Here is a 21756-nt window from a genome sequence, read left to right as displayed (position 1 = left end):
TGATGTGTTTTTATAATGTAGATCCTTTTTGACTCACAACAAGACTAGCAATTTGATTAGCTTTTATTAAACAGTCTGGCCAATTCATATCCTGGCTACGACAAGCTATAATTGTACCAATATGACTATCACCAGCACCAATTGTATCAACAACTGTGGTTTTAATAGAGGGTGTATGAAATGATGTTTTTTCATCATAATAATAACAACCATCTTTTCCTAAAGTGACAATGATTGGGGCCTGAGTTATTTGATAAAGTGAGGCACATGCTATGGATAAATCATTTTGTTTTGTAAATTCAAAAATCTCTTGTTGATTAAGATGAACAATAGGATGAAGATATAAAAGTTTCATAAGACGCTTTCTTTCAATTGCATTGATTCTTGGACCAGGTGCAAAATAAATTGTCAAATGTGGATGACTAGCTAAAAACTGGATAATAACTTCATCATGATCTTCTTCTATTTCTAAACCACAAACATATACTTGCTGATAATTATTAGCATCTAATTGATCAAACCATGAAGCCTGATAAAAATATTCAGCACCATGTTCACAAATAAAAGTTCTTTCTCCACTATCATCCACCAAACAATAACAACAACCATTCTTCTGTTGACTTTCAATCATAATTGGAATCTTCTTTTCTTTAAAATGTTTTCTTACAAAATCTCCATAAATTCCTTGACCAACTGGTGAAAATAAATCATAAGGACAATGCATATTATCTAAAATATGCGCAACATTATAAGCACATCCACCAATCGATAATTCTTGATGAATAATATTTTCATCCCTACTCACTTGTGGAATACGATGCAATCTAATAATTACATCACAAACGCTTGATCCAATAACAAGTGTTTTTTTCATAAAATCAACTCCTTTACTTCATTATAGAAAATGAATGTATATCAATCAAGAGAAAGGGCTATTGATTTTTAAAAGCAAGGCGCGTATCATAAGAATATGCAAGGGGGAATGGGAGATGGAAAATACAAGTATGAGTGAGGGATCAATCGCAAAAAAGATTATCTATTTTGCGATTCCATTATTTTTAGGAAATCTTTTTCAGCAATTATATAATACTGCCGATTCATTAATTGTAGGAAATTTTTTGGGTTCTTCAGCTTTAGCAGCAGTTGCTTCTTCGGGAAATTTAATTTTCTTATTAGTTGGTTTTTTTAATGGAATCTTTGTCGGAGCTGGGGTTGTTATTGCACGATACTTTGGAGCAAAAGATGAATTACGTGTTCATCGTTCAATTCATACAACAGTTGCTTTAGGGATTATCTCTGGTCTTTTATTGAGTGTTGTTGGTGTGATTTTTGCTCCTAAAATCTTAGTATTAATGGGAACACCAAAAGATGTCTTACCAAATTCAATTATTTATTTTAGAATTTATTTTATGAGGTCATTGGCTTTTGTTTTATATAATGCTTTAACTGGTATTTTACAAGCTGTTGGTGATAGTCGTCATCCACTTTATTATTTGATTGTATCGTCTATCATTAATATTATCTTAGATATTGTTTTTATTACTGTATTCCATATGGGTGTCGGTTCAGCAGCACTTGCCACAATTATTTCACAATTTGTAAGTGCACTTTTATGTTTATATCATTTATTACATGCACCAGAAGTCTATCGTTTGCATGTTAAAGATATTCGTTTTGATTTACCTATGTTTAAACAAATTATCAATAATGGTTTACCAGCAGGGATTCAAAATTCAATTATTGCTTTAGCCAATGTTGTTGTTCAAAGTCATATCAATAGTTTTGGAAAGATGGCAGTTGCTGGATGTGGAGCTTATTCAAAAATTGAAGGATTTGGTTTTTTACCTATCACTTGCTTTGCATTAGCCCTGACAACATTTGTCAGTCAAAATTTGGGTGCACAAAAATATGAGCGTGTTAAAAAAGGTGCTCATTTTGGGATTGTTTGTTCTTTGATACTTGCTGAAGTTGTAGGCATTAGTATTTATATATTAGCTCCATTTTTAATTTCTATGTTTGATCAAACCAAAGAAGTCGTTGCTTTTGGAACAGCTCAGGCACGTAGTGTTACTTTGTTTTATTTCTTGCTAGCTTTTTCACATTGTATAGCTGGTATTTTAAGAGGAGCAGGGAAATCCGTTGTACCAATGATTGTCATGATGGTTTGCTGGTGTATTATTCGAGTCACTTATATAACTGTTGCTGTTATGATTATTCCGCAAATTCAAATGGTTTTTTGGGCATATCCACTTACATGGACATTAAGTTCCATTGTCTTTTTCATCTATTATCGACGTTCTCATTGGTTATCTTCATATAAGACTTCATCAATTTGAAAATAGAGATCTTGTAAATCTCTTTTCATAATTTCTAAAGGACCTATAAGATCAGCTTTTTCTACTGATGAACAGGCAAGTGACAAGATATCAATCATATCAATTGTTTGAGCTAATCTTTTTGATGTTTCATGTAATAATTCAACTGTTTTTTCCATAATCTAACCTCTTTTCATCTCGAATCTATTATAATATATTGCCAAATGTTCGGCAATATTAAATAAAAATACTTATCCTTATAATAAATACAAGGAGGATATAACTCATATGATTAGTTTTGAACCTTTTTTTCATACATTAATTGTTAAAGGAATTTCGCAATATGAATTAATAAATAAATATCATGTCAGTCGTGGGACATTAGATGCTTTAAGAAAAAATAAAAGTGTAACACTTAATACGATTGCTGATTTATGTTCAATTTTAGATTGTGATATCCAAGATATTGTGACAATTATTAAATAATATGATTGATTTGTCTTTTATTTCGCAATTATTTTATCATATATCTCTAATGGTTAAAATCAATTTCTCATAGGAAGTTGATTTTCTTTTCTTATGATAAATAAATGTAGTAAAATAGAAGTAGGAAGGGATGATGATATGTATTATTGTGAAAGATGCAGAGCTTTAAATGAAAATGATTGTTGTGATATTTGTGGTAAGTCTCATTTAAGAGAAGTTGAACCTGATGATGAATGTTTCTTGATTGAAAAAGAAGTGATGTGGGCAGAAATGCTGATTGAAGTTTTAGAAAATAATCAAATTCCTTATACTTATACAACATCTATGGGAGCTGGAATGGCATTGAAAGTAGGACCTTTATTTGAAAGATATCAAATCTTTGTTCCTTATGCTTATATTGAACAAGCTCGTGATTGTGTAAGAACATTATTTAAAGAAGAAAGTGAAAAAAATCTCGATTGAGATTTTTTTGTTATTGCTTAGGTTCATAAATTTATATAAAAAACTTCTTATGATATTGTTTTTGTGAGATAATATAAAAAAGGAAATTTTATATGGGGATTATTTTAGGAATAGGAAATTGTCTAATTGATTTGAATAATCAAATCATTTTTTTATAATGCATGAATTAATAACTTTTAAAAAAGCTATTATATTTTTCTTTGTTTTATGATGATATAACTGTGCTAGAAGAATAAAAATTTAAAAATATAAAATTATTTTATGAAATTGTATTGACCTTATAGTTGTTGAAGGGTGTATGGTTTGATTGAAAGGAAGAAATATATGAATAGAATTAACAATCAAATTAGCGTTTATTTTTCGGTTTATACAAGAGAGGATGATTATAATGAAAATCAAAGAAGTTGAAAAAATGTTACAAATGAATTCACAAACCATTCGCTATTATGACAAGTTAGGATTTCTTAATCCTAAAAGAGATGAAAATGGATATCGAAATTATACTATGGATGATATTAAAACACTCAAAAAAATACGTTTTTTAAGAGAATTAGATATTCCTTTAGAAATGATAGAAAGAATTTTATTGAATCAAGATGAATTTCAAAATATTTTGGAACAACACCTTCAAACATTACAGTTACAAGTTGAAAACTTAGCAGAAATACAACAAAAATGTTTAAAATTAACTCAAAAGAACATTCCTTTATTAGATGCAGTTGTTGATGGAGAATTTTATGCTGATAATGATTATGATAAGGATATCAAAACATTATTTCAAAAAATAACAGAATTTATGCAACCTTATTCAGTTATAACAATCGGGAGAAAAACAACACCTTATCAGCTTGTAAAAGAAATGTTTGGTTATTTTATCATTGTTGGTTTTATATTTCTGGCTATGTTGAGTGTTTTAGGACGTCATTTGTTTACAAATGGTATAGGATGGATTATATGGCTAGCTGGAACTTTTATCTTTTGGATTTTGTTTATGTTGATTAATTTTCATGAAAAATACTATGAATTCCAAGATGTTGATTTTTATATTTTTGATAGTCATAAAATGAAATTAAAAAGTATAAAGGCTATATTGAAGCAAACAACAGATCAATTGGCTAAGCATTATTTTTACAAAGATATTGATAATGTGAAAATAATCATTGAAAAAAAGGTGGGTGGTATTGGTTTTGGACCAATGAATTATTACAATGTTATTTATCAGTTTAATATGTTGGATGGTCAACATTTTACAGTTAATAGTTCACTTTATGAAAAGGATGATCAAGACAGAAAATCGGTATATGAAATCTTAGAATATCATCATGTTCATATTATTGATGATAGAAATTTTAAAGCAGTACTTATACAAAAAGAATGATCACTTTATGAATATTTAGAAAAGAATATGTAGAAGGATTAGTCAATAATGGCTAATTCTTTTTCATTTGTGATAAATATGTTAGAATAAAAATAGAAAATGTTTGATTTATATAATATGAATTAAAAGAGTTTTACATGTGTTTTTTCAAAAAATAAAAGTAATGCATAGTTATGTTTAACTACTAAAAATGATTTAAAAATATGATAGAGATAATGCAAACATGTTTATCATTGTGAATCAGTAGATTTATTGAATGATATTATATAATGGATGTTCATAAAAATAATTAAAAAATCAATATATAAGGTTTTTATCCATTTTATTTATCTTGATTGAAACTAAGAAAAGATAGTAGATATGAATTATAGTAAAGTTATCTTCTCAAAAATTGAAGTTTGAATCGGTAACATAATCCACATTTTGGCTATTTTAATATTGTTTTTCACTTTGAATATGATAAATATGATTTAATATTAATGGGAGGTGGTTTGATGGGAATAGGAATCATAGCTGTAGGATTGTGGCTTTTGTTAGGTGTTCAGTTTCATTATAATAATATTTCTCTTTTTCCAATTGTTGTTGCTTTGATGATTATTTGCATTGGACTTCTTATTGTTTTAAACAAAGTAAAACAAAAATATTTGATTGTTTCTTTGATTTTAATTGGAATCAATTTAGTTGTTACTTTGTTTTTTTCAAACCAAAGTGCAATAATTCTAATATTAAGTTTATATTTTTTGTTTAAAGGAATTGATGAAATTGGATATGATTATCCTAAAATAAAGAAATATCGAAAACTGTATAGAAGTTATTTGATTTGTTATTTTATAATGATTATTCTTAGTTATTGGATAGAACAACTTTTGATAATAGAAAATATTTTACTTATAGTATCGGTTATTCTATTGGTTTTTATTGAATATCATTTGATAAAGATTAATCGATTTTTAGAAGATGAATATTTAAATTTAAAGGTTGAATCTATTTGGCATAGTCAAAAGTCATTTGTTATATTATTGATTCTTTCTTGTTTGAGTGTTGCAGGACTCATTTATATAAAAGATGATTATGTCAAAACAATTCAACAAGAAGTTAATGAAGAAGAAGTACGATATTTTAAAGTCGATACTAATGATTATAAAGTTCCACCTTTTGGATTGGATTCACATAAAAACACAACTCTTTTTGTACAAGGAGAAGTCACTAGGTACTCTGCTGTTCAGGTTTTTATAAAAGATCATCTTTTAGAAAATATGGATAAAGTCAGATATAAAATTATTCAAGATGATCAAATTATTTTAGAATCATATGATAAATTCCAAAAGATAGAATATGAAGATAAAGAAAGTTGTCCATTTATTGGGTACACAGGAGGTTATATAAATAGTGATATCTATAATGATATTAATAAACTAAATGATTCTATTGTAGAAAAATCCAATCTTGTCTTTCAAATTCAACTTTATAATCACAAAGGGGATTGTTACTATGATCAAAAAAGTGATATTCAATCTGTGAAGCCAAGTGTTATGCATTATGAAGACCAAGATATTTCTATTGAAAATTTTTGTTATGATATGAATACAATTATAGGTCTGCCAAAAGTTTATATAAAAAATAACAATCTTAATATTTATGGTATTCAACTCTTGTATGGTGATAATGATTTTCTTTTAAGGGAATATGGGATGCTGGATGATAGTTTTGATTTATCTACAAGTCATAATTTTATTAAAGAACCTGTGAAAAACATAAAAACAATAAAGGTTGTTTATTATGATGAAAATTGGCAAGTTATAAAAACGACTCTATGTCCAATGGAGGTGTTATCATGAAAATTATCTGTTCAGATCAACACCTATCTACATTAAAATCATTATTAAGAGATTATCTATATTTAGATATAGTATTGGTTGAAAAGGGTTATGATTATGAAGGACTTTGTTATTATTTTTCAATGGATCATCTAGATGAATTGATACAATATCTTAATCAAAGTCATGAATATATTCTTTGTTATCAAGGGGAAAGAATGTTTAAAATATTGCCTCAACAAATTATCTATATTGAAGGATATTCTAAAGAAGCATTTATTTATACTGAAACAATGCAGTTTGTAACACATCAAAAACTTTATGAATTAGAAACTATTTTAGAGCCTTATCATTTTGCTAGAGTGAATAAGTCAATGATTGTAAATATTTATGAAATTGATAGTTTTATTCCTGATGTACAAAGAAGATATATTATTGTATTAAAGAATCAACAAAGGATTTTACTGACAAGAAGTTATGTGAAATCTTTTATGGAAAAATTAAGGAGAAAAGCATTATGAAAGAAAGAATAGGGATTCATTTTGGTGTTGCTTTTGTATATTGTGTGATAACTCGTAATTTATTAGGAAATGGCTATTTATATACAACAACTATGACATCTTTTCAAAAAAGTCTTATCTATTGTGTTTTGATTGCCTTATTTTTAACTATTTTATTAGAAATGTGGAATGTTATCTTAGAAATCATTGTTCATAAAGTTAATCCATTGAAGTTTATGATTTTGTTATGTGTTGTTTATGGAGTTGTTATGTTTCTTTTGCATTCATTATATTATCTTTTAATCTTTGGTTTCTTGTTGTTTTATATATGTCAGGATTGTTGGCGAATGCATGTAATGAATAAAGCTTTAATAAAGTAAAAAAGATTGAGTTTTTCAATCTTTTTTTGCTAAGGTTAAAAATGAAAATCATACCATTTATCACTGTTCATTCCTTTGCGAAATGAAATACTTTTATCGAAATCTAAGGTTAATAATTGTTTTAATTCAGGATATTTTGTTAAGACAACACTTTTATCTAAAAGTTCATAAGTATCAATATTTTTATTCTCAGGATTTTCACTAGTAATAACCCAATTATTATTAAGTTCTTTAAAAAAATATGCCCATCTGAGTGCTTCGCCCTGAGATAATTGTGGATCAACATAAATCATTTGATTATTATTCATAAAATTTGCTCCTTTATATTATTTACTTATGATTATATCATATATTTGTATAAGTATGATAAGAAATAAGAATGAGATTATTGATTAAGATAGATTTTTTATGACTTTATTCTTGAATAAAAGCTTTGTCTGTTTCAGGTATTCCATCTTCATCAGAAACATAGCGTTCTACTTTCATATGAAGATCATATTTTTCTCTAAGTTTTGTGATTTTCTCCATCATAGGTGAAGCATGATGAATATCAATAGATTGTTGATTTACCCAACTGTCAATAAGAAGAACTGTTTCTTCATCATCCATTGGAAAGAAGTATTCATATCTTATATTTCCATCTTCAGCACGAATATCAGCTACAGTCCCACTTGAAATCATTCCCTCAGCAAATCGCTTAGCATTTCCGTTTTCTCCACGATAATAAATATTCACTGTTATTGCCATTGTATCATCCTCCTAATTATTTTTATTTATATGATAATTATATCATTATTTTGTAGATAAAATAAATAAGAATTAAAAAGACAAATATATAATGACAATGGTGTTCTATGTGTTATTTTCATGTTTCATTTAGCTGCGTTAAAATAATCATATGATTTGTGTTGATAGGTGAGAGATGAGATTACAAAGGAAAGCATTGGTTTTGTAGATTCATATTATTTTCATGAATTTTTAAAAAGTTATAGTGATTATATGGAAAATACTTTAAATAAGAGTGTTTTAGGAACAGTTTTTAATGGGATGACTATGATAAAATAAAAGTTGAATTAATAGATGTAGCATATAATAATTATTTTAGTAAGTTATAAGAAAATACTATTGATTAGGGTAGAAGTTTTAATAAGATGAATCTTTGAAAAGATGTTATGAAATGCTTGACTGTATTCTTAGCATATAGTGTAGAGTGAATTTAGAAAGAAAGGATGGTTTATATGACGACACATGAAATTGAACATATGTTGGGGATTACAAAACAAGCATTAATTTATTATGAAAAAGAAGGTATGATAAATCCTAAACGTGATGAGAATAATTATAGAAACTATTCTTCAAGTGATGTTGATATTTTGAGATTAATCTTATTATTACGTTCTATGGAAGTTCCTATTGATGAGATTAAACTTATATTAGATGGAAAACTTTCAATTAGAAAAGCTTTGGAAACAAAAAAAGATTTCATAAATAAAGAGAAAAGCGAATTGGAATTAGTTGAACAAAATATCAACGAGTATATTCAAAGAAAAAAAGTGAATATTGTATTTGATAATGAAGTTATTAATAATCACTATGTTAATTTAAATGTATTAAAAGATAGAATTTCATTTTTAGATGTTGAAATTTATAAAGATGAAATTATTGGAATAGATGTATCATTATGTTGTACTAAAGCAGAAGCTGGTATGTATTATGGTATTTATAATCTATACTTTGTTGATTTGGACATTCACACAGGAAAAGATTCTTATTCATTTCAACTTATGAATAATCTTAAAGTGAATGATTTATTTGATTTTCTGTTAGAAAAAGATATGACTGTTAATGACCCAATGAATATTATTGATATTTATAAAACATACCAAGATCCTGTAAAACTTAGTAAATATATCAATCAACATTTTAGAGAATGGGCAGAATTATATCATTTGGATAATCCACGGGATAATTTCTACACAGTTATTCAAAAGGATTATATAAACCCGTTAAAAGAATTAAAAAATGGAGAAGTTCCAACTGTTAAAGAGCAATTTAAAGAACTCGATAAATTGTTTGTAAATAAATTTAAAAAGAAGTAAAAAAATAAGTCATCAATCTACGATATGTAACTATCTAGTTCCATCGTAGAAAGATGACTTTTTATTGTATTTATGTGTTATTTTGAGTATGAAAAAAGAGCAATAATTTACTCTAAAGAAAAAAATAAGGATAATCTAACTCCTGAAGAAAAGATAGGTTATTTTGAGCTTCAATTAGCATATCAAGAACAGGGAATGGAATTTTTTAAAGATAATAAAATAAAAAAGAAAATTCTATAATAAATAGAATTCCTTCCTTTTGTATTTTAGTAATATAATTTTATTTAATAATTACATAGAGAAAAGTCCAAAAAAATCAATAACAAAATGAATCGCAATAGGACCAGCACAATTTTGATATTTATCATAAATTATTTGTAAAAATAAATGTATCAAAACATAAAAGAGTAGCGCTTGCCATCTGTTTAAAATAAACCAAATAAAACTAATGTGATTTATAACACTGTGAAAAGTAACATGGGAAAATGAAAATAAAATTCCACTTAACAGATATGATAAAGCCTTTTTATTCTTCCAAATGTTTTGTCTTATAAATCCTCTAAAAACAATTTCTTCAACTACAGAAACGCAAATCAAGAAATATAATATACGTAACATGATAATTGTAGGAGTTACAAGCACATTTTGATAATCATTATGATCGCCACCAAATATAATAAAAAGACAAATTGAAATAAGTACTCCAACACTTAGTGATTTGGTAAAGTTCTTTTTAGTAATGCCGAGTGATGATATATCTGATTTCAAAAATTTAACCAAATAATACGTGCATGGCAAAGTTATAATAGGTAATATAAATCCAATTAAAGTATTGGAATATATATTTGAAAAAAAGCTGGGAAAATAAGAAATTATTTTCGCCATAATAAACGACGTTATATTAACTATTAAAAATAATACTATTGATGAAACGAATCCTGGATTATTTTTTATAATTAAATTCATATTGTCTTTTTAAATAAAAATATGAATTCATAAAATATGAATTCAATTTTCCTTTCTAAAATATAAATTTTACTGTTTTATACTCCAATATAACACTTAACTTTAAACTTATTGAACATGTTTATTTATATCCCATATGTAAGTTTAAGTATTTCTTGAAGTGAGAATAGTCTCCTATCACATTGCACTTCATTAAATAATATTTTTTCATATGGACAACCTCTTGCACATATTGGTAGTATTTTACATTCATAATATTTTTTATCTGGCAGGGGCGGCAGGAATCGAACCCGCGTCCACGGTTTTGGAGACCGATGCTCTACCATTGAACCACGCCCCTATAAAATTGGTGACCTGTACGGGATTCGAACCCGTGAATGCATGCGTGAAAGGCATGTGAGTTAACCGTTTCTCCAACAGGCCATTATCTGTTGCTAGGTTATAATAACATACAAAAAAAAGAAAATCAATAGAAAAATGAACGAAATAGTGATATTATAGTAAAGTATTGGAGGAAATGCTATGTTTGGATTTGGTAAAAAAATAGAAATAAAAAAAATAGAAATTAATGAAGGATATCGTCGATACGTTAAAAATCCTGATAAAATTGTTATTATTTGTGTTGATGAACAAAAAGATTTTGATGAATTACATATAGCTGATGCAGAATGTTTACCACTAAGATTAATGGATGATTTTGAAGAATATTATCCTGATCAAGATTTAAATTATTATGTTTATGCAATTAATCCAGCAATTAGTGAAAGAGCGTATAAAAAAATCTATAAAAAAGGTTATCATGTTTATGATTTAGGTAGCTTCATTGATTATCATGAATTAGAAGAAGGTTTACACGCATCTAAACGCAATCGTAGAAGAAAAAGATAGAAAATTATTTTATTTTTTCGAGCATATTTTTAAACCCCTTACATATCTTTATGATATAATATAAATAGAAAGTAAGGGAGGAATCATATATGGCTCAAAATTTAGTATTTACAGTGACAGACCCAGTCGGACTCTATGCAACTCCTACTACCGAACTTGTCAATGCTGTTAAACAATTTCATAGTGATGTCACATTGAAATATGGTACCAAAGAAGTGAATCTCAAAAGTATGATGGGGGTTTTATCTTTAGGTATTCCAACAAAAGCAGTGTTAGAAATCGTTGCAGAAGGTCCTGATGAAAAACAGGCTATCGAAGAAATTAAAGCCAAAATTAATGAATTAAAAATCTCAGAAATTGAATAGTTTAGTAAAGAATATCTTCGGATATTCTTTTCTTTTAAAAAATTTGAGTAATCATACATATAAATTGAGAAAAATAGGCAAATATGAGATACTAAAAGAACTAAAGGAGGGACAACATGATACAGTATATTAGAAAACGAGATGGTCGTATGGACCGATTTGATGTTAATAAAATCGCTGGAGCAATTTATAAAGCTTTTCAAGCAACTGATGCAAAATATGATTTAGATACAGCAATTCAAGTTGCCAATGAAGTTGAACAAAAGTTAGAAGCAAGACATACAGAATTGCCAACTGTTGAATTAGTACAAGATACAGTTGAAGAAACTTTAATTGAAAAAGGCTATGTAAGAATTGCAAAAGCATATATTTTATATCGTGCAGAACGCAGCCGTTATCGTAAACGTAAATCAAGATTAATGCAGACATTGGAAGAAATTACTTTTCAAGATGCTAAAGATAGTGATTTAAAAAGAGAGAATGCAAATGTGAACGCTGATGCACCCATGGGGACAATGTTAAAATATGGTGTCGAAGCAGCAAAACAATTTAATGAAATGTTTGTATTAAATCCAATTCATAGTGCTGCTCATATTTCTGGAGATATTCATATTCATGATATGGATTTTTTAACATTAACAACAACTTGTACACAAATCGATATTATCAAATTATTTAAAAATGGTTTTTCTACCGGACATGGGGTTTTAAGAGAACCTAATAGTATTACAACATATGCAGCTTTAACATGTATTGCAATTCAATCAAATCAAAATGATCAACATGGTGGACAATCAATTGTTAACTTTGATTATGCCATGGCAGATGGGGTGAGAAAATCATATAAAAAATGGTATGAAAAGAATTTAAGAAAGAGTATTGAACTTTTGACAGATTTATCAGTTGATGAAGTCATGGAAAAAGTAAAATCAATTGATCAAATACCAACATTAGAAGATCATACACATTTTCAATTTGTTCAAGATATTCTTGAAGCTTATCATATCAATCATGAAATTATTCAAAAAATTAAAGATTTTACTTTGAATGAAGCCTATCTTGAAACCAATCAAGAAACTTATCAAGCAATGGAATCTTTAATTCATAATTTAAATACTATGAATTCAAGAGCCGGGGCACAGGTTCCATTTAGTTCACTCAATTATGGAATGGATACATCACCAGAAGGAAGAATGGCTATGCGTAATGTACTTCTTGCAACTGAAGCGGGTCTTGGAGATGGTGAAACACCAATCTTCCCAATTCAAATCTTTAGAGTCAAAGAAGGCGTTAATTATAATAAAGAAGATCCAAACTATGATTTATTCCGTTTAGCTTGTCGAGTTTCAGCCAAACGTTTATTCCCTAACTTTTCATTTCTTGATGCACCTTTTAATCTTCAATATTACAAAGGCACACCAGAAACTGAAATTGCTTATATGGGATGTCGTACTCGCGTTATTGGAAATATTTATGATCCAACAAAAGAAATTTCACCAGGGCGTGGTAATCTAAGTTTTACTTCTATCAATCTTCCTCGTCTTGCTATAAAATCAAAAGGTGATATCGATGAATTTTTTGAAAAACTTGATCGGATGATTGAATTATGTATTCAACAATTATTAGAGCGTTTTGAAATACAATGTCGTCGACATGTCATGAATTATCCATTTTTAATGGGCCAAGGTGTATGGATTGATTCAGAAAAATTAAAACCTCAAGATGAAGTGAGAGAAGTTTTAAAACATGGAACTTTAACAGTTGGTTTTATTGGTTTAGCAGAAACTTTAAAATCATTAATTGGTTATCATCATGGAGAAAGTGAAAAAGCCCAGATCTTAGGTTTACAAATTATTGCGCATATGCGTAAACGTATTGATGAAGCTTCCCAAAAATATCAATTGAATTTCTCTTTAATCGCAACACCAGCTGAAGGATTAGCCGGACGTTTTGTCAAATTAGATCAAAAAATGTTTGGTAAAATCAAAGATATCACTGACCGTGAATATTATACCAATAGTTTCCATGTTCCTGTTTATTATCCAATCAGTGCTTTTGATAAAATTAAAATAGAAGCTCCTTATCATGCTTTAACTAATGGTGGTCATATTAGTTATATTGAAATGGATGGAGATCCAACTAAAAATTTACCAGCTTTTGAAAAAGTCATTCGTGCTATGCATGATGCTCATATAGGTTATGGGGCTATTAATCATCCTGTAGATCGTGATCCGGTTTGTGGTTATAACGGAATCATTGATGATGTTTGTCCAAAATGCGGTCGTAAAGAAAGTGAACATGAAGGATTTGAAAGAATCCGTCGTATTACTGGTTATCTGGTAGGAACACTTGATCGTTTTAATGATGCAAAACGTGCTGAAGAAGCTCAACGTGTTAAACATGGTATAAGTGATGAAGATTAGATTATATGGTTGTGTTAATGATTCGATTGTTGATGGACCGGGTTTAAGATATTGTGTTTTTACTCAAGGTTGCATTCATCATTGTCTAGGTTGTCATAATCCCAAAAGCCATGATCTTTATGGTGGTTATTTGAAAGAAGTTGATGAGATTATACAAGAAATCAGTCAAAATCCATTATTAGATGGGGTAACTATTTCAGGGGGAGAGCCTTTCTTACAACCTCTGCCTTTAATTGAATTGGTTTCAAAAGTGAAGCAGACGCATTTACATATCATGATATATAGTGGATATACTTATGAGGAAATATTGAATTTAGGTGAAAATGAACGTAAGCTTTTGTCTTTATGTGATACTCTTGTTGATGGACGTTTTGTTTTATCACTAAGAAGTTTAACTTTATTATATAAAGGTTCCTCAAATCAAAGAATTATTGATATATCTTCTTCATTGAGACAGGGAAATATGGTTATTCAACAGGTCAATGAATATGGAGAATTTGTTAATTAACAGATTCTCTTTTTTTGTTGTATTGTTGTTTTAATAATGATATAGTATGTCAAAAGTAAGGAAGGTATGGGTATGAAAATATTTGCTAAAGGATATAACATCTATAAATTGATTTGGATTTTTTTGAGTTGTTCATTTATTGGGTCAATGATTGAAATGGTTTGGTGTTATTTTACGATGGGAAAATTAATGAGTCGTAGTAGCTTATTATATGGACAATTCTCAATTGTTTGGGGATTTGGTTGTGTGTTATTGACCATTTTATTGCATAATATGGAAGGTAAACGTGATTTAGCGATTTTTACAGTTGGAACTTTTGCGGGCGGTATTTATGAATATATTTGTAGTCTTATTGCGGAAGGATTGTTTGGTGTGAGATTTTGGGATTATAGTGATATTCCTTTTAATATTGATGGTCGTGTCAATTTATTGTTTTGTTTTTTCTGGGGGTTAATTGCAGTTGTTTGGGTACAAAATATTTACCCATTTTTATCTCAAAAGATTGAACGAATTCCTATGCGCTATGGAAAAGTCTTAACTTGGATTTTATCTGTATTTATTGTTTTTGATATGGCAATCTCTGGATTATCATTAATAAGAGCATATCGTCGTTATCAACAAATTCCTGCTCAATCTGTAATTGGAGAATATTTAGACGAACATTATCCTGATGAATATCTTGCTCATCGCTATCAAAATATGTCACAAAAATAAAGTCTTGGGTAAAATGCTTACGCCCAAGACTTTATTTTTTTAATAATATGTTCATAAACCATTTCATGATTAATTTCATTTAAGATTTCATGACGCATATTCGCAAACAATTGACTATCTACTTGTTGATATCCTACTTCTTTTAGATGATTCACAGCTTGTTTAAACTGTTTTTCATTTTGAATACATGGGTCATCTTGACCAGCAATAAAATGAATCGGTAAAGTTGGATTTTGTAACATCCAATCCTCTTTAGAATAAGTCTTTTGGACAAGTTTAAACAAGGTTTCAAAACCATTAGCGGTAAAAACAAAATGACATAAAGGATTGTGATTATATTGTTCAACAACTTTTGGATCACTGCAAATCCAGCTATTAGGGGTTGCTTGATCAAACTTCTTATTAAAAGATTCAAAACCAATTCTTTGAATCAATGGTGGTCGATAATGATCACCTTTTTTACGGGCATATCTTTGTGCGAGATAAATCCCAACACCAGCCATCTTATTATGACTTGGACTACCACAAACAATTAATCCCTGAATATCTTTATCATATTTCTTTAAATAAACTCTTACAACTAAAGAACCCATACTATGTCCAAATAAATATAACGGTAAGTCAGGATATTGTTGATGAATCCAAAGCGTTAACTGATGTAAATCTTCAACAATTCCAATATCACCATCTTGATAAAAATATCCTAAATCTTCATCTTTTAAAACACTTTGTCCATGTCCCCGATGATCATGAATAAGGCAAACATATCCTAAATGATATAAATATTCCATAAAATCCAAATATCTTTCTTTATGTTCACACATTCCATGTGATATCTGTATGATTCCTTTAGGATGTGCTGGTCTTAAAACAATGACATCAAGTGGTAATTGATCAAAATCTGATTTAATTTTTAAATGCTCTCTCATCTTTTCTTCTCCTCTTTTTTATTATAGCGAAAAAGAATAGGAAAATCATCGTATTTTTAGTATAATATTGAAAAAAGGAAGTGATATAAATGAAACCGATGTTATGCTTTGATATTGATGGAACACTGCGTGATAATGTTCATCATGAAGTCTGTCCTTCAACTTTAAAAGCTTTACATATGTTAAAACAAGCAGGTTATCAAATGGTCATATCTTCAGGTAGAGGTGTTGATTCTTTAACCAAGACAGGATTAATGGAATTGATTGATTGGGATGGATTTGTTTGTAATAATGGGCAAATCATTTTAGATAAAAATAAAAAGGAATTATTTCATGCCAAAATGAAAGAATCAGCTGTTTTAGAAACGTTAAAAATAGCAAAGGAATTAAATTTTGCTGTCGTTTTAAAATCAACAACAAGAGTCATTTCTAAAGAGCCAGATGAATATGTTTTAGAGTCACAAAGATTCTTTAATAATGTCATTCCACCCGTTGGAGAGTATACTGGTCAAAGTGTTGATGCAATGATTGTTTATGGTCCTAAGGATTATGATTATGCCCCTTTTTTAGATATTGATGGGGTGAATGTTTTGCCTGGGGAATCAACATATGCAGATTTAACTGTGGCAGGTTTTTCGAAAGCTACGGGAATCCATCGATTAATGGAGATTTATGGCAATCAGGAATATATTGCTTTTGGGGATTCAATGAATGATTATGAAATGTTTTTACATGCTTCTTTGAGTGTTGCGATGGGGCAGGGAAATCCACGCTTAAAGGCTATTGCTAGCTATGTGACTGCACCTATTGATGAAGATGGGATTTATAAAGCTTGTCTACATTTAGGACTTATTAGTGAATCATGTGGCTAATTAATGCTTTTCTTTCGGCATTATTTGCCGGTGCAACAGCAGTGTTATCTAAAATGGGAGTAGAAGATATGTCATCTCATTATGTCACAGCGTTGCGTACTAGTGTTGTCCTTGTTTTTACGTGGCTGATGGTGTGGGTCAGTGGCAGTGATTTTAGTGGACTCAATGCTCAAAATTTATTGTTTATTGTTTTATCGGGAATTGCGACAGGAGCAAGTTGGCTTTGTTATTATCGGGCATTATCTTTAGCTGATGTTTCGCAAGTTGTACCAATTGATAAACTCAGTACTTTTTTAACAATGATTTTTGCGTTTATTATTTTTCATGAAGAAGTGACGCCTTTAAAAATCTTATGTATGCTTATGATGATGTTTGGAACTTATCTAATGATTTCTAAACCAAAACAAAAAGCAACCAGTAATCATTGGTATTTATATGCCTTAGGTTCTGCATTTTTTGCCTCCTTAACAGCAATCTTAGCTAAGATAGGAATTATAAATGTAGACAGTCAAACTGTGACAGCTTTAAGAACAATTGTGGTTGTTATGATGGCTTGGCTAGTTGTACGCGTAAGTCATAGTTATCAACCACTTTCGATGATTCATAAAAAACAAGCTTTTTTTATTGTTTTATCAGGTGTAGCAACTGGTCTATCATGGCTGTGTTATTTTGAAGCATTGAAAGATGGACCAGCGAGTGTGGTGGTGCCAATTGATAAATTAAGTATTGTGATTTCAATTTTATTTGCTTATTTTATTTTACATGAAAAACAAAGTCGAAAGACTTTGATTGGTTTAATATGTATTGTTGTTTCAACATTATTATTGATTATTTAGGAGGAAAAAAATATGACAAAAGAAGAAGCAATCATAAAAGCACATGCTATGTATGCTTATGAAGAAAGTGAAAAGTCAGATGAAGAAACTGGAGATTTTGATGCTTTATGGCAGAGTCTTTATGATGTTTGTCAATTAGCCACATATGGGGTTTTAGATTTTGATGAAGATGAAATCAATGAAGCAAGAGAATGGTTAAAAGAAACACGTCATATGACGAAACATTATCAAGAAACAGAAATTTATTTTTAAGGAGAAGATTATGAAAGTTGCTGATATGCATTGTGATACGATTTATGAAATTAATCGTTTACAAAGATTAAATGAAGATATTGGTTTAAGGAATAATCATTTGAATATAAGTTTAAAAAAGATGCAACAGGGTGATTATTTAATCCAGAATTTTGCTATGTTTACTCACCTAGAAAAAAACAGTGATCCCATCAAACATGTCCAACATATGATTGATACATTTTATTTAGAAATGGAAAAAAATAGTGATCTTATTCGTATAGCTTATGATTATGATGATATCGTTAAAAATCAAGAAGTAGGATTAATGAGTGCTTTATTAACCCTTGAAGAAGGGGCGGTTGTTTGCCAGGATTTAGCTTATTTAAGAAATTACTATCGTCTAGGAGTACGTATGATTACTTTGAATTGGAATTTTCCTAATGGCATTGGTTATCCTAATTTTTCATTAGATGATTCTCATCATGGTTATCATACTTGTGATAATGTTCATGGACTTACTGATTTTGGAATTGAGTATGTCAAAGAGTGTGAAAGACTTGGGATTATTATTGATGTTTCACATTTGTCTGATGCTGGTTTCTATGATGTCCTAGAAAATACCAGTAAGCCTTTTGTCGCTTCTCATTCCAATGCAAGAAGTGTTTGTCCTCATGCCCGTAATATGAGTGATGATATGATTTTAAAACTTGCAAGTCGTAAAGGGGTTATGGGAATTAATTTTGCTGGTGGATTTTTGGAAGAAAGTGAAGAAGAAAATGCTTTATCAAGAATCTCTGCAATGGTGAAACACATCCTATATATTAAAGATTTAGCGGGAATTGATTGCATAGGTTTAGGAAGTGACTTTGATGGTATTTCACAAAATCTAGAATTAAAAGATGCTTCTTATATGCCTTTGCTTTATCATGCTTTACAAGCAGCAGGATTAAATGAGGAAGAAATTGAAAAGATTTTTTATAAAAATGTTTTACGCGTTTATCAAGAAGTTTTGCAATAAGTCTGACTAGGGTCAGACTTATTTTGTATAAATTTGAAAAATAAGGAAAACATATAGATAGAAGTTGGTGAATAAAATGAAAAAGTATGTTTTATGGTTTTTACTTTGTTTATGCTTTTTATTTAAAATACAAGATATTCATGCTGATGAAACAATGAAAATTGTTCTTGATTCACAAAATCAAAGTCATATTGTTTTATCATCTTCTACTCATCATATTGAAATCATCAATCAATCAACATATGATATTCAAATAAAAGAATTGACCATTTCAACACCTATTACCTTTTCCTATCAAGATTATTCTCATCAATCATTAGATGAAATCAATACCCTTTTAAAACAACAAACCTTAGCACCAAAACAATCATTTTTGATTACTTTAGATAATTCTTTAAATCAAGAAGAAACACTTTTGATTCAATGGGATGAAATTCTTGTTGAAGGACAGGTTTTAGAGAAAAAGACTAATGAATGTGTTGATAAATTGAAGATTGATTTATGGAAGGATTGTGATTTATTAGAAACAGCTTATAGTAATGAAAAAGGTTTTTATTATTTAAAAGTCCCATCACTTTTATTAACAAATCAAAAGTTTACTATAAGCTATAATGACTTTCAAGAATCTAAACAGACCATATCCCTTCCTTATTCTCGACAAACCCTTCATCAAGACCTTTTATTAGAACCTCAAAAATATCAATTAATTTATGATGATCAAATGAATCATACAATTTGTGAACAATATACACCTAATCAAATCATTAGTCTTATCAATCAAGATACATTTCATAAAACAGGTTATCATTTAATAGGATGGAGTGATGGTTATCAAGATTATGCATTAAATGCAACAATAACAATGCCACGTCATGATGTACAACTTCATGCCTTATGGCAAAAAGATACACAACAAAAAAGACCATCTGCTAAAAAGATGGTCAAAAAAACAAAGATGAAACAAGTCAAGACTGAAGATGAAACATCAATCTTAATGTTATCTTTGTTATTGTTAATGAGTTTATCAATTTTTATTGTATTAAAAGTATTAAAGAAAAAATAGAAGAAAACAGATAAGGTGGGAGTCCTTATCTGTTTTTAATTGATATCAGTTTGGGAAAGGATATCATGAAGTAGTCTATATTTGAAGGGAAAACAAATATTTTTCTGACTACATGAAGAAGTATATAATAAATATATCGAGGAAATTTGTCATAATTGTAAAAAAATATGTGATTTATGATTTAATATGCGTTATAGTATTGATAGGTGATATAATGATGAAGAAAATAATGATAGCTTTATTATGGATGGTTGTTTTACAAGGTTGTAATACATGTCAAAAAGAAGTAACACCACCTATAAGTGTCAATATGGTTGATGATTCAATTCGGACATTTTGGGAAGGAACGTATGTTCATGATGATTTTGAATTGTTTATAAAATTTCCTGATGAATTTCCTCAAAGTTTAGAATATCAATTTTTCTTAAATGGTTTTGGATTTGGTGATTATCTTGATGTGAAGGAAATTTCTAATCAGACTTTTATTGCAAAAGATGAAAAAATTGGTTATGCTGTTGAAATAAGAAAGCAAGGTCATTCTATCTTTGTCAAAGAAATCAAAGGAGAAAGTCCTTTAGGATTTGATGTATCAGGTGAATATAAAAGAAAATAAAGGAGAGGTGTTATGAAAAATTTATTTTATAGATTAATTATTTTTTTAGATACTGCTCAGGAAAATGATACCAATTATAATATAGCCTGGTTCATGGCAAATAATTTTTATCGTATTGCTGATATGCGTATTAGTGAGCTAGCAGCTGAATGTTTTGTATCCCCAGCGACAATTTCACGTTTTTGTCGAGCATTGGGGTATGAAAATTTTGCTCATTTAAAACAAGAATGTTATACTTTTCATTCAAATGATAAAAAGTTTACAAATTTAATTAATATTCCTTTAGAAACAATGAAAACCAATCCATCACTTGCGACTCAACAATATGTTGATAAAGTGATTGAATATATCTCAGAATTACCTAAAATGTTAGATTGGAAAGAAGCAGATGCAACTTTAAAATTAATTCATGATAGTCAAAGTGTTGCCTTTTTTGGAACACAGTTTTCTCAAAGTGCCGCCCTTCACTTCCAAACTGATTTACTAATGTTAGAGAAGTTTACAATGGCTTATATGGATTCTTCGCGTCAGTTAGAATGTGCTAAAGAGTTAACAAGTGATAGTGTAGCCATTATTTTAACTGTTAATGGATATTTTACTGGGAGTGGTTTTAAGACATTACAATATATAAAAAAATCAGGTTGTAAGGTTGTTTTGATAACTTGTAATCCCGATTTAGATATAAAGATTCCGGTTGATCATACAATCTTATTAGGACCAGCTAAAAACAAAAAAACGGGGAAACATAGTTTGTTGACAGCAGTTGAATTGTTGTCACTTCGCTATTATTCATTATATTATCCTTCTATTCAAGAATTAAAGGGACATATCCTTTAATTCTTTTCTTGTTCTTGGATATAAAATTATATATAATAGACCTAACAAAGAGG

The 21756-nt window shown here is 28.9% G+C and carries 28 protein-coding genes and 2 tRNA genes; 22 read left to right on the top strand and 8 right to left on the bottom strand.

Annotated features, from left to right (window positions below):
* Positions 1 to 10 precede the first annotated feature (10 nt).
* Positions 11 to 874 (bottom strand): PfkB family carbohydrate kinase, encoded by an 864-nt coding sequence (locus tag EDD60_RS02650; protein WP_132226197.1) that lies wholly within the window; start codon positions 872 to 874, stop codon positions 11 to 13.
* 115 nt (positions 875 to 989) lie between these two features.
* On the opposite strand from EDD60_RS02650, the gene EDD60_RS02645 reads away from it, so the two are divergent.
* The gene (locus EDD60_RS02645) at positions 990 to 2336 is read left to right on the top strand and encodes an MATE family efflux transporter (RefSeq protein ID WP_132226196.1); all 1347 of its coding nucleotides are present in this window, start codon (positions 990 to 992) and stop codon (positions 2334 to 2336) included.
* Here the strand turns inward: EDD60_RS02645 and EDD60_RS02640 are convergent.
* On the bottom strand, positions 2300 to 2494 hold the full coding sequence (locus tag EDD60_RS02640) for a hypothetical protein (protein ID WP_066446310.1): 195 nt from the start codon (positions 2492 to 2494) through the stop codon (positions 2300 to 2302). The two genes, EDD60_RS02645 and EDD60_RS02640, sit on opposite strands and share 37 nt — an antisense overlap.
* Positions 2495 to 2603: 109 nt before the next feature.
* On the opposite strand from EDD60_RS02640, the gene EDD60_RS02635 reads away from it, so the two are divergent.
* The 6 genes from EDD60_RS02635 (at position 2604) to EDD60_RS02610 (ending at position 7338) form a co-directional block, all read left to right on the top strand.
* Positions 2604 to 2801 carry a helix-turn-helix domain-containing protein gene (locus EDD60_RS02635; protein WP_066446308.1) on the top strand — a complete coding sequence of 66 codons (198 nt, stop codon included), beginning with the start codon at positions 2604 to 2606 and terminating at the stop codon, positions 2799 to 2801.
* 138 nt (positions 2802 to 2939) lie between these two features.
* On the top strand, positions 2940 to 3263 hold the full coding sequence (locus tag EDD60_RS02630; RefSeq protein ID WP_066446306.1) for a hypothetical protein: 324 nt from the start codon (positions 2940 to 2942) through the stop codon (positions 3261 to 3263).
* Positions 3264 to 3651: 388 nt separating this feature from the next.
* Positions 3652 to 4641 carry a MerR family transcriptional regulator gene (locus EDD60_RS02625; protein WP_066446303.1) on the top strand — a complete coding sequence of 330 codons (990 nt, stop codon included), beginning with the start codon at positions 3652 to 3654 and terminating at the stop codon, positions 4639 to 4641.
* 494 nt (positions 4642 to 5135) lie between these two features.
* Positions 5136 to 6479 (top strand): hypothetical protein, encoded by a 1344-nt coding sequence (locus EDD60_RS02620; protein WP_066446300.1) that lies wholly within the window; start codon positions 5136 to 5138, stop codon positions 6477 to 6479.
* Positions 6476 to 6979, top strand: a complete 504-nt coding sequence (locus EDD60_RS02615; protein ID WP_165973119.1) for a LytTR family DNA-binding domain-containing protein — start codon at positions 6476 to 6478, stop codon at positions 6977 to 6979. Before EDD60_RS02620 ends, EDD60_RS02615 begins: the two co-directional genes overlap by 4 nt.
* Positions 6976 to 7338 carry a hypothetical protein gene (locus EDD60_RS02610; protein WP_066446297.1) on the top strand — a complete coding sequence of 121 codons (363 nt, stop codon included), beginning with the start codon at positions 6976 to 6978 and terminating at the stop codon, positions 7336 to 7338. The genes EDD60_RS02615 and EDD60_RS02610 overlap by 4 nt, the downstream gene beginning before the upstream one ends.
* A gap of 35 nt (positions 7339 to 7373) precedes the next feature.
* Here the strand turns inward: EDD60_RS02610 and EDD60_RS02605 are convergent, their stop codons facing one another.
* Together EDD60_RS02605 and EDD60_RS02600 are read right to left on the bottom strand one after the other, a co-directional pair.
* The gene (locus EDD60_RS02605) at positions 7374 to 7646 is read right to left on the bottom strand and encodes a hypothetical protein (RefSeq protein WP_066446294.1); all 273 of its coding nucleotides are present in this window, start codon (positions 7644 to 7646) and stop codon (positions 7374 to 7376) included.
* Positions 7647 to 7752: 106 nt separating this feature from the next.
* Positions 7753 to 8085 (bottom strand): antibiotic biosynthesis monooxygenase family protein, encoded by a 333-nt coding sequence (locus EDD60_RS02600; protein WP_066446292.1) that lies wholly within the window; start codon positions 8083 to 8085, stop codon positions 7753 to 7755.
* Between the two features lie 168 nt (positions 8086 to 8253).
* On the opposite strand from EDD60_RS02600, the gene EDD60_RS16035 reads away from it, so the two are divergent.
* The 3 genes from EDD60_RS16035 (at position 8254) to EDD60_RS16700 (ending at position 9677) form a co-directional block, all read left to right on the top strand.
* Positions 8254 to 8403, top strand: coding sequence for a hypothetical protein (locus EDD60_RS16035; protein ID WP_165973118.1), 150 nt, complete (start codon positions 8254 to 8256; stop codon positions 8401 to 8403).
* A gap of 173 nt (positions 8404 to 8576) precedes the next feature.
* Positions 8577 to 9437: a MerR family transcriptional regulator gene (locus EDD60_RS02595; RefSeq protein ID WP_066446290.1), complete on the top strand. Its 861-nt coding sequence runs from the start codon at positions 8577 to 8579 to the stop codon at positions 9435 to 9437.
* 72 nt (positions 9438 to 9509) lie between these two features.
* Positions 9510 to 9677, top strand: a complete 168-nt coding sequence (locus EDD60_RS16700) for an HTH domain-containing protein (protein WP_396627784.1) — start codon at positions 9510 to 9512, stop codon at positions 9675 to 9677.
* A gap of 51 nt (positions 9678 to 9728) precedes the next feature.
* On the opposite strand, the gene EDD60_RS02590 is transcribed toward EDD60_RS16700, so the two are convergent.
* From EDD60_RS02590 to EDD60_RS02580, 3 genes are all read right to left on the bottom strand, one after another.
* The gene (locus EDD60_RS02590) at positions 9729 to 10322 is read right to left on the bottom strand and encodes a CPBP family intramembrane glutamic endopeptidase (RefSeq protein ID WP_165973117.1); all 594 of its coding nucleotides are present in this window, start codon (positions 10320 to 10322) and stop codon (positions 9729 to 9731) included.
* Between the two features lie 347 nt (positions 10323 to 10669).
* A tRNA-Trp gene (locus EDD60_RS02585) sits at positions 10670 to 10743 on the bottom strand.
* A gap of 7 nt (positions 10744 to 10750) precedes the next feature.
* Positions 10751 to 10826: transfer RNA gene (locus tag EDD60_RS02580), tRNA-Glu, on the bottom strand.
* 99 nt (positions 10827 to 10925) lie between these two features.
* Between EDD60_RS02580 and EDD60_RS02575 the strand changes: the two genes are divergently transcribed.
* The 5 genes from EDD60_RS02575 (at position 10926) to EDD60_RS02555 (ending at position 15301) form a co-directional block, all read left to right on the top strand.
* Positions 10926 to 11291 (top strand): rhodanese-like domain-containing protein, encoded by a 366-nt coding sequence (locus EDD60_RS02575; RefSeq protein ID WP_066446287.1) that lies wholly within the window; start codon positions 10926 to 10928, stop codon positions 11289 to 11291.
* Positions 11292 to 11380: 89 nt separating this feature from the next.
* A complete protein-coding gene (locus tag EDD60_RS02570; protein ID WP_066446283.1) occupies positions 11381 to 11656 on the top strand; it encodes an HPr family phosphocarrier protein in 276 nt (91 codons plus the stop codon).
* Positions 11657 to 11772: 116 nt separating this feature from the next.
* Entirely contained in the window at positions 11773 to 14079 is a 2307-nt protein-coding gene (locus EDD60_RS02565; protein ID WP_066446279.1) for an anaerobic ribonucleoside triphosphate reductase, read from the top strand.
* Entirely contained in the window at positions 14069 to 14587 is a 519-nt protein-coding gene (gene nrdG / locus EDD60_RS02560; protein ID WP_066446278.1) for an anaerobic ribonucleoside-triphosphate reductase activating protein, read from the top strand. The genes EDD60_RS02565 and nrdG overlap by 11 nt, the downstream gene beginning before the upstream one ends.
* A 72-nt stretch (positions 14588 to 14659) precedes the next feature.
* The gene (locus EDD60_RS02555) at positions 14660 to 15301 is read left to right on the top strand and encodes a putative ABC transporter permease (protein ID WP_243646610.1); all 642 of its coding nucleotides are present in this window, start codon (positions 14660 to 14662) and stop codon (positions 15299 to 15301) included.
* Between the two features lie 17 nt (positions 15302 to 15318).
* Here the strand turns inward: EDD60_RS02555 and EDD60_RS02550 are convergent, their stop codons facing one another.
* A complete protein-coding gene (locus tag EDD60_RS02550) occupies positions 15319 to 16230 on the bottom strand; it encodes an alpha/beta fold hydrolase (protein WP_066446272.1) in 912 nt (303 codons plus the stop codon).
* Positions 16231 to 16319: 89 nt separating this feature from the next.
* Here EDD60_RS02550 and EDD60_RS02545 point away from each other — a divergent pair, with 89 nt between their 5' ends.
* From EDD60_RS02545 to EDD60_RS02515, 7 genes are all read left to right on the top strand, one after another.
* Complete coding sequence (locus tag EDD60_RS02545; RefSeq protein ID WP_066446270.1) at positions 16320 to 17102, top strand: Cof-type HAD-IIB family hydrolase; 783 nt, start codon at positions 16320 to 16322, stop codon at positions 17100 to 17102.
* Positions 17093 to 17938, top strand: a complete 846-nt coding sequence (locus tag EDD60_RS02540; protein WP_066446264.1) for an EamA family transporter — start codon at positions 17093 to 17095, stop codon at positions 17936 to 17938. The genes EDD60_RS02545 and EDD60_RS02540 overlap by 10 nt, the downstream gene beginning before the upstream one ends.
* 12 nt (positions 17939 to 17950) lie before the next feature.
* The gene (locus EDD60_RS02535) at positions 17951 to 18190 is read left to right on the top strand and encodes a hypothetical protein (protein ID WP_066446263.1); all 240 of its coding nucleotides are present in this window, start codon (positions 17951 to 17953) and stop codon (positions 18188 to 18190) included.
* Between the two features lie 10 nt (positions 18191 to 18200).
* Positions 18201 to 19190 (top strand): dipeptidase, encoded by a 990-nt coding sequence (locus EDD60_RS02530; RefSeq protein ID WP_066446259.1) that lies wholly within the window; start codon positions 18201 to 18203, stop codon positions 19188 to 19190.
* 76 nt (positions 19191 to 19266) lie between these two features.
* The gene (locus tag EDD60_RS02525; RefSeq protein ID WP_066446257.1) at positions 19267 to 20253 is read left to right on the top strand and encodes a hypothetical protein; all 987 of its coding nucleotides are present in this window, start codon (positions 19267 to 19269) and stop codon (positions 20251 to 20253) included.
* Between the two features lie 217 nt (positions 20254 to 20470).
* Positions 20471 to 20866, top strand: coding sequence for a hypothetical protein (locus EDD60_RS02520; protein WP_066446255.1), 396 nt, complete (start codon positions 20471 to 20473; stop codon positions 20864 to 20866).
* A 12-nt stretch (positions 20867 to 20878) separates the two neighbouring features.
* Positions 20879 to 21703, top strand: coding sequence for a MurR/RpiR family transcriptional regulator (locus tag EDD60_RS02515; protein ID WP_066446252.1), 825 nt, complete (start codon positions 20879 to 20881; stop codon positions 21701 to 21703).
* Positions 21704 to 21756: the final 53 nt, after the last annotated feature.

It is taken from the genome of Longibaculum muris (assembly GCF_004343035.1).
GTDB lineage: Bacteria > Bacillota_I > Bacilli_A > Erysipelotrichales > Coprobacillaceae > Longibaculum > Longibaculum muris.
The sequence above is the reverse complement of the archived record's forward strand: the minus strand, read 5'-3'. Positions and strand labels throughout refer to the sequence as shown.